Genomic DNA, 7,795 nt, shown 5'->3' with positions numbered 1-7,795 from the left:
GGAGAGATCGATGAGGATGTCGATCCGGTCAGCACGTATGCGCTCGGCCAGTTGTGCGTCAGAGAGTCCCGCTACGCAATACCAGCCGCGACAGGACGATTTGATGCGCTCGCTAGTCTCGTCCGACGAGTAACGCGTCGGGTAACCGTACAGGGCCAGGTGCTCACCTCGGGCGGCCAGTGCTGCCAGAATTCCTTCGGCAAAAAATCCTACCGGGTGATAGCACAAATCCCCCGATACCAGTCCGATGCGGAGGGGTCGGCCGGCATCGGGTGGATTCGACCACTCCGTGTAAGGCATTGATAGCCGCGCTACCATCTCGCCATAACGCCGCGCTTCAACCAGCATCAGCGACGCCAGCATATCGCCGAGGTAATTATGCATGAACAGCAAGGTATCGTAAGCGTTGCCAAAGTCAGGATCGAGTTCCAAAGCCCGACGGATACTTTTTTGTGCAAGCTCAAACTGCCCCAGCGCTTGCAAGACATGGCCCAGGTTTGCATGTGCAAATGCAAAATCGGGCTTCAGAGCCAGCGCCTGCTGATAATTTTTAACGGCGTCGTCAAATCGACCCATCTCAAAAAAAGCCAGGCCCATTCCATTGATCGCATCGACAAAATTTGGATTTATTTCCAGTGCCCGGTTGTAGCTCTCCAGGGCGCGATCAGTCTGCCCCAGCGTCGTCAGAATATTTCCCAGATTGTGATGCGCCTCGACGAAATCAGGATCAATCTGCAAAGCCTGGCGGCAGCATTGGGCCGCAGGATCCAATTGACCGAGGCTTCTCAGGGCAACCCCCAGATTATTGTGCGCCAGCACTGATTCCGGATTGATTTCCAAAATCCGGCGAAAGCTGGCCGCTGCGTCCTCGAATTTGCCTTGGCTCTTTTGCGTAGCCCCCAAAAAGTTGAGCACCTCTGAATGATCAGGCTCAATCGCCAACGCCTGAAGGAAAGTCACTTCTGCATCAGCAGGTCGGCGCAGATCGATCAGAAGTTTGCCCAGGGTTTTGAGTGTTTCGACGTCATCGGGCTTGATTTCCAATGCCCGACGGTAACTGGCCTCAGCCGTATCGTTGCGGCCGAGGCGTATCAGGATTGCTCCGAGATTAAGATGTACTTCGACATAGTCCGGCCTGAGTGCCAGCGCTCGTCGATAACTGGCGGCAGCTGCTTCCAGTTGGCCAAGTTCCTCCTGCGCCACACCCAACGCGACTTCAACATCAGTGAAGTCTGGCTTTAGCCGCAGCGCCTGTTGATAGGCCGCCACCGCCGCCAAATGACGCCCCATCCGCAGATAGGCATTCCCGAGGTTATAGTGCGCCGGTGCAGAGTCGGGTTTGTAGAGCAATGCCTTTTCATAGGCCGCCTGCGCTGCCTCGGCATCGCCCTTTTCGAGCAGGATGTTGCCGCGATAGAAATGCGCTTTGGCAAAATCGGGCGCCAGTCGAATTGCCTTGTCATATAGGCTTAGCGCATCGTCCAACAGACCTTGTTGCTCAAGGAAACTGCCTTTTTCGAGCAGGCCCATAGCGTTTTGCTCGCCCTCGCTGGCGTGTCCTGCATTTCCCTTGTCCACAATTTTCGACGATTTCAATCGATCAAACCACCCCATCACTCCCCCTTGCGGCTTTATCCATGTTCCGGCCATATCCCTTAAATTGCCACCGAACTGTGCGGCGAGGTAACATCCTGTCATTTTCCTGCCTGAGGCAAGTATAGTTGACCCGATATACTTGCCGGGTATTTCTCACTAGGGCATCAGCATTTGGCGCCCGAAGCAGAGCGTGTCAAACTGGCACAGGCAATTCTCACTACAATCTGGTTGGCAACTGCACACTTGGGTTTATTTTCCTCTACGGGAGAAGCACATGATACTGAGTTGGTTCGATGCTCAAAAAGCCAAAGATTTTGGCACATCGCTTGCGATTTTTTTTATCGAGAAAGTTCCGGTCAAGGATCGAATGGAAGAAAAGAAGTTCGCGGCCAAGACCCAGAAAATATTGGCTCAGATGGCCAAACAAGTGACGCAGTTCAAGGCGCAAAACAAGCTGAACACTTACAAGAAGGCTCAGCTTGGAAACGCCTTCAAATGGACATTGAAGGATGCTGGATTTGAAGGTGCTTACATCGATCAACTGACGAAGTGGCTAATGCTTCAGGTTTCCTGAAAGTTCGTTTTTTTCATCAACTACTTTTTATCGGGCCATGTGCGTATGTGCCGTAAATTGTCACCCCGTAGCCCAAATAGGGCGGATACGAATCAACATTTTTGTCATAGCGAAGGTCAATATGGACAAGAACGACCATAAAATCGGGGCTTTGCAGCCCCGAGCGCTGATGGCATGTAAATTGCTCAACATCACTCAGGAGCACGAGGTGTTCTGGATTTTTTAACCGTTAAATGGAGAACTGCCATGAAACATCTACAAAAAGGTTTTACGCTAATCGAACTGATGATCGTTGTCGCGATTATCGGCATTCTGGCCGCTGTTGCTCTGCCGGCCTATCAGGACTACATGGTTCGCGCCAAGGTTACAGAGGCCGTTTTGGCTGCTTCCTCCGGCCGTACTGCGGTTGCTGAAACTTACTCGCAAAAAAACACCATGGATCTGTCACAAGCTTCCATGGGTGTGCAAACTCAGTCAACAAAATATGTTCACTCCGTGGCCTATTCAGGAGTTTCGGCGACCCAGGGTGACATTATCGTGACCACCTCGTCGGACACGGGTTTAGGTGCAGCTGCCAGCAAGACCTTAATCCTGAGAGGTTTGGGCAATACAAGTACCGGTACGGTTGGTTGGCAATGCGGGGTAGGCGCAACAAACCCGATAAGCCCAAAATATCTGCCTAGTTCCTGCAAGGACTTCTGATCACCTGATCTGATCAAAGCCCCTTGGCAATGCCAAGGGGCTTTTTCTTTGGCGCTCCTATGCGAACCTCGTACCGTGTTGCGATAGCTGCATGCTTTACGGGTGTGCTTCTCTTGGCCATCTACTGGCCCGGTCTGCACGGCAGTTTTTTCTTTGATGATGGGCCAAGCATTCTTCAAGCTAAGGGGGTTCGACTCGAAACGCTCAGCTTCGAGTCGTTGCGCCAGGTTTTTGCCAGCGGCCATTCCGGACCCTCCGGTCGGCCGATAGCCCAGTTGAGTTTCGCGCTGAACTATTACTTTAGCGGCTTTTCCCCGTTTTTATTCAAGATTACCAACCTTGCCATCCACGCGGCAAACGCTTGCCTGGTATTTTTCCTGGCGTTCCGGCTGCTCGCAGGAACAGAGCAACCAGCAAAGCAACACATCGCGTTGATCGCCGCAGGCGTGCTGGCGACGGCATGGATGCTGCACCCGATCCAGCTGCTTCCCGTCTTGCATGTCGTTCAACGCATGACGAGTCTTTCAACCCTGTTCCTTCTTGCCGCGTTGCTACTGCACATCAGCGCACGCGATCATGGAGGTCGGGCTGGGCTTGCACGGCTGATCGTAGCTTGGGGGTTGCTGTGGCCGCTTTCCTTTTTCAGCAAGGAAGCCGGTGCGCTTTTTCCCCTTTTCGTACTGGCCTGGGAACTGATCGTCCGGCGAAGCATCGTCGGAGGGCTTGACCGCTTCGCGCGTTGCTTTGCCGTAGTCATTGGCCTGATCCTGCTGGCGGGTACGGCGCATGTTTTTTTGCCCAGCGGGCAATGGCTATGGTCCGGCTACGATTTGCGTCCCTTCTCACTTGTCGAACGGCTGATGACTGAAGGGCGTGTACTCTGGTTCTACCTTGGGCTTATCCTGTTTCCGCGCCTGGAAGACCTCGGCCTGTACCACGACGACATCATTATCTCCAGCAGTCTGCTCTCGCCATGGACGACTCTGCCGGCAATCGCCGGTTTGATCGGTTTGGTTTGGCTGGCCTGGAGGACGCGGATCAAAGCGCCACTCCTTTCATTCGGGATTGTCTGGTTCTTGATCGGCCATGGACTCGAATCAACATTTCTTCCGCTGGAAATAGCCCACGAGCACCGCAATTACCTACCGCTCTTCGGCATTCTGCTTGCGGGCGCCTGGGCACTGAGCATCGCGTTACAGCGCGAAGGCGTATGCAAGACAATTGGCCTGACGATTGCTGCTGCGATGCTTGCCAACTTTACTTTTGTTACAGCACTGCGCGCACACCAGTTCGGCGAAGAGGGACGGCGTACGCAAATTGAGGCCCAGCATCACCGAACCTCGGCCCGTGCGCAGCACGAAGCCGCGATGAATTTGGCGATGCAGGCTGACGCTGCCCTGCCGAATTCGCCAATCCATTCGTTTGCAACCGCGCACTATCAACTGGCCTGCACGCTTGATCCGAATTCGAAGATGTGCTGGCTGGGCTTGATCCAACTCAACTGCAAAGCCGGAATACCTGCTGAACCAGCCTGGATCAGCGAACTGGCCCGTCGTCTCCAGCAAACGCCTTTTGCACCCGGCGACCAGAACGTTTTGTACGCTATCAAGGAAATGTCCATTGACGGCTCGACCTGCCTGGATCGGCCCACCATCGACGGACTTTTTTCTGCCTCTCTTGAAAATCCAAGCGTGAAGGGCGGGGTACGGTCAATACTGTACTCTTGGTATTCCGACTATCTATGGCTGAACGAGCATGATATGGTCGCCGCCCGTGCTGCTCTGGGGCGATCGCTAAAACTGAACCCCGGCAATCCGAGCAATCGCCTCAAATGGGCGCAATTGCTATTTATTGCCGGTGAACGCGAGCAGGCGCGGCAATTGCTGCTCAAATTGAGCAATGAAAATCTTCTAAGCGATGAACGAAAGACACTTACTGAACTGTTGGTTACGTATAACATTGCGGAACACTGACTCTGATTGACTATCTGCACATGCCCTCCACAACCAGAATCTCCGTTGTCATTCCCGCCAGAAACGAGGCATCCAGTTTGCGCGTCGTACTTCCGCGCCTCGCGGATTTGCTGAGCGATGCAGAAATAATTGTTGTCGACGATGGATCTACCGATGACACGACTGCGGTATGCGGCTTATCGAATGTGAAATATCTCCGGCACCATTATCCCATGGGCAATGGTGCGGCGATCAAAACCGGAGCTCGCGCGGCGCTTGGCGATGCAATCGTGTTCATGGACGCCGATGGTCAACATCAACCGGAAGACATTTCGGCCATGCTCGGCAAGTTCGAAGAAGGTTACGACATGGTCGTTGGTGCGCGGCAGTCGGGCTCGCACGCTGGAACACATCGCGCCCTGGCCAATGACGTGTTCAGCCGTTTGGCCAGCTGGATGGTCATGCAGAAAATCGAGGATCTGACATCGGGCTTCCGCGTGGTTCGGGCGTCCAAATTTCGCCAGTTTCTTTACCTGCTGCCCAACGGCTTCTCGTACCCGACAACGATCACCATGAGCTTCTTCCGCGCAGGCTATAGCGTGGCTTATGTGCCGATCCATACGCCGCGACGTATCGGCAAGAGCCATATCAGGCCATTACGCGATGGCGTGCGCTTCCTTCTGATCATCATCAAGATTGGCACGCTCTATTCGCCTCAAAAGCTGTTTCTGCCGATCAGCGCTGTCTTTTTTCTCACCGGGTTGGGCTACTATTTCTATACGTACATGAGTTCTGGCCGCTTTACCAATATGAGCGCCCTGCTCTTCCTGGCAGCCATCTTCACCTTCCTTATCGGCATCGTATCGGAGCAGATTTCGGCCTTGCACTATCGGGATATTGAGCAGACTGATCACGAGGAAAAGTAGCAGATATTGCGATGCCCGGAAAACTGTCCTGGAACCTGCCGGGCCAATGAGCAAACGCGTACTAATGGCCAGTACCTCCTACCCTGAAACCTCTCTGGATTGGCGGAGTCGCTTTATTCACAATATGGCCGCTGCCCTGGCAAAGCGTGATGATGTGGAACTTTCCCTCTGGGCGCCGCCAGGTGATTTGCCCGCTAATACGACTGCTGTAACCACGCTGTCCGATACGCTATGGCTGAAACGTTTGTCCCAAGAAGGCGGCATTGCTCACCTGCTGCGAACTCGTCGTTCTCTGGCCGCAGGAACAATTGCGAGCTTGTTGATACGGCTTGGCCGGGCCTATCGGCGCCAGCCTGTTGATGTCGTTCATGCCAATTGGTTGCAGAACGCGCTGCCGCTGTGGGGAACAACGACTCCCGCTTTGATCACCGTTCTCGGCAACGATTTTGGTCTGTTGCGCCTGCCCGGCATGAAGAGCTTGATCCGTGCCATGCTGCGACAACGCCGTGCTATCCTGGCGCCCAATGCCGACTGGATGCAGCCCGCACTGGAGCGCGCGTTTGGTGACCTTGCCGAAATCCGACCGATTGTGTTCGGTGTTGATGATGCGTGGTTTAATATCATGCGCCAGAATTCTTCAGACACGGCGCGCCACTGGCTGGCTATCACTAGGCTGACCAAAAACAAGATTGGCGACCTCTTTAGGTGGGGAGATGGACTATTCGACGAAGCGCGGCAACTGCACTTGTTCGGACCGATGCAGGAGCAGGTCGATATTCCTCCCTGGGTGCAGTACTACGGCCCGACACATCCAGACGATCTCCTCCAACACTGGTTCCCCAAGGCATGTGCTCTGATCACCCTGAGCCACCATGACGAAGGGCGGCCGCAGGTGATGCTGGAAGCCATGGCCGCCGGCCTGCCCGTGCTCGCCTCCGACCTGCCCGCCCATCGCGATATGCTGCAACATCGCGATACCGGATGGCTAGCGGCCAATCGCGACGTACTTAGCCAGGGGTTGGACTGGCTGGAGAACCCGGTGAATAATCGATCGGTCGGGCAAGCCGCCCGCAACTGGGTCAAGGATTCGGTTGGAACCTGGGACGACTGCGCCAACCGCTACGCCACCGCTTACCGAAGCCTGCTGGAGACTAGACCATGAACCGTGACGGCGTGTTGCTGCTTGGTGGCAGCGGCTTCATTGGCAGGGCGTTGGCCGAGCGCCTGAACGCAGAAAGGGCGGTTGTGCACATCGTTGGCCGCAATGACGGCGATCGGCTTGAAAGGGCGATTCCCGAGTGCGGAACGGTGATCCACCTGGCCTCCGCAACAACCCCGGGATCCTCGGCCAGGAATCCAAACCTGGAACTTGGCAACCTCGCCTTGACTCTGCGCTTGCTGGAGTTATTGCAGAGTCAGCCGGAAACCCACCTGATCTTCTTTTCCTCCGGAGGTACGGTATACGGCAATCCTGATCGGCTACCTGTCACGGAAGACGCTCCGATTGCACCACTATCCAACCACGGTGCCGGCAAGGCCTCGCAAGAAGTTTTCTTGCAGGCCTACCGCGCTCGCGGACATGCCATCACCATGGTTCGGCCGTCGAATGCCTACGGGCCGGGCCAGACCCTGCGCCAGGGCTTTGGGTTGATACGCACCCTGCTCGAACACGCGTGTTGCGACACGCCCATTCAAATTTGGGGTGACGGCGAAAGTGTCCGCGATTTCATTTTCATCGACGATATTGTCGAGGCCACCACCCGCCTGATCAAGCTACCGCTGGATTCAGGCACCTACAACCTAAGTAGCGGCACGGGCTACAGCATCAACCAGGTTCTAGGCATCGTCGAAAAAGTATGCCGTAAACCCCTGTATACAGAATATCGCGGGGCTCGAGGCATCGATGTCCGCAATGTCATATTGGACAACACACAACTCAAAGAACTACTTGCATGGGCACCTCTAGTCGATTTGGAAGATGGGGTGCGCCGCACATTTACGTGGCTAAGACAAGCGTGATTCTGTCGTTCTTCAACTGCGGCTTG

The 7,795-nt window shown here is 54.8% G+C and carries 7 protein-coding genes; 6 read left to right on the top strand and 1 reads right to left on the bottom strand.

Going from position 1 to position 7,795, the window contains the following annotated elements; all coding sequences use genetic code 11:
* Positions 1 to 1,698: tetratricopeptide repeat protein (locus PROAA_RS08250; protein ID WP_186410888.1), on the bottom strand; the 1,698-nt coding region annotated here is incomplete at its 3' end.
* 88 nt (positions 1,699 to 1,786) lie between these two features.
* On the opposite strand from PROAA_RS08250, the gene PROAA_RS08245 reads away from it, so the two are divergent.
* From PROAA_RS08245 to PROAA_RS08220, 6 genes are all read left to right on the top strand, one after another.
* The gene (locus tag PROAA_RS08245; protein WP_222102166.1) at positions 1,787 to 2,170 is read left to right on the top strand and encodes a hypothetical protein; all 384 of its coding nucleotides are present in this window, start codon (positions 1,787 to 1,789) and stop codon (positions 2,168 to 2,170) included.
* A gap of 246 nt (positions 2,171 to 2,416) precedes the next feature.
* On the top strand, positions 2,417 to 2,872 hold the full coding sequence (locus tag PROAA_RS19290) for a pilin (protein WP_186410887.1): 456 nt from the start codon (positions 2,417 to 2,419) through the stop codon (positions 2,870 to 2,872).
* A 59-nt stretch (positions 2,873 to 2,931) separates the two neighbouring features.
* Positions 2,932 to 4,845 carry a tetratricopeptide repeat protein gene (locus PROAA_RS08235; protein ID WP_186410886.1) on the top strand — a complete coding sequence of 638 codons (1,914 nt, stop codon included), beginning with the start codon at positions 2,932 to 2,934 and terminating at the stop codon, positions 4,843 to 4,845.
* A gap of 20 nt (positions 4,846 to 4,865) precedes the next feature.
* A complete protein-coding gene (locus PROAA_RS08230; RefSeq protein WP_186410885.1) occupies positions 4,866 to 5,750 on the top strand; it encodes a glycosyltransferase family 2 protein in 885 nt (294 codons plus the stop codon).
* A 46-nt stretch (positions 5,751 to 5,796) separates the two neighbouring features.
* Entirely contained in the window at positions 5,797 to 6,912 is a 1,116-nt protein-coding gene (locus PROAA_RS08225) for a glycosyltransferase family 4 protein (RefSeq protein ID WP_222102165.1), read from the top strand.
* Positions 6,909 to 7,769 (top strand): NAD-dependent epimerase/dehydratase family protein, encoded by an 861-nt coding sequence (locus PROAA_RS08220; protein ID WP_186410884.1) that lies wholly within the window; start codon positions 6,909 to 6,911, stop codon positions 7,767 to 7,769. The genes PROAA_RS08225 and PROAA_RS08220 overlap by 4 nt, the downstream gene beginning before the upstream one ends.
* The last annotated feature ends 26 nt before the right edge of the window (positions 7,770 to 7,795 follow it).

The sequence above is a fragment of the Candidatus Propionivibrio aalborgensis genome, from assembly GCF_900089945.1.
Taxonomy (GTDB): Bacteria; Pseudomonadota; Gammaproteobacteria; order Burkholderiales; family Rhodocyclaceae; genus Propionivibrio; species Propionivibrio aalborgensis.
Note: the sequence above shows the minus strand (reverse complement) of the source record. Positions and strands in the feature narration are given on the sequence as shown.

Excerpts from the sequence above, each read along its gene's own strand:
- PROAA_RS19290 (WP_186410887.1), top strand. The coding sequence starts at position 2,417 with ATGAAACATCTACAAAAAGGTTTTACGCTAATCGAACTGATGATCGTT.
- PROAA_RS08220 (WP_186410884.1), top strand. The coding sequence starts at position 6,909 with ATGAACCGTGACGGCGTGTTGCTGCTTGGTGGCAGCGGCTTCATTGGC.
- PROAA_RS08235 (WP_186410886.1), top strand. The coding sequence starts at position 2,932 with ATGCGAACCTCGTACCGTGTTGCGATAGCTGCATGCTTTACGGGTGTG.
- PROAA_RS08230 (WP_186410885.1), top strand. The coding sequence starts at position 4,866 with ATGCCCTCCACAACCAGAATCTCCGTTGTCATTCCCGCCAGAAACGAG.
- PROAA_RS08225 (WP_222102165.1), top strand. The coding sequence starts at position 5,797 with ATGAGCAAACGCGTACTAATGGCCAGTACCTCCTACCCTGAAACCTCT.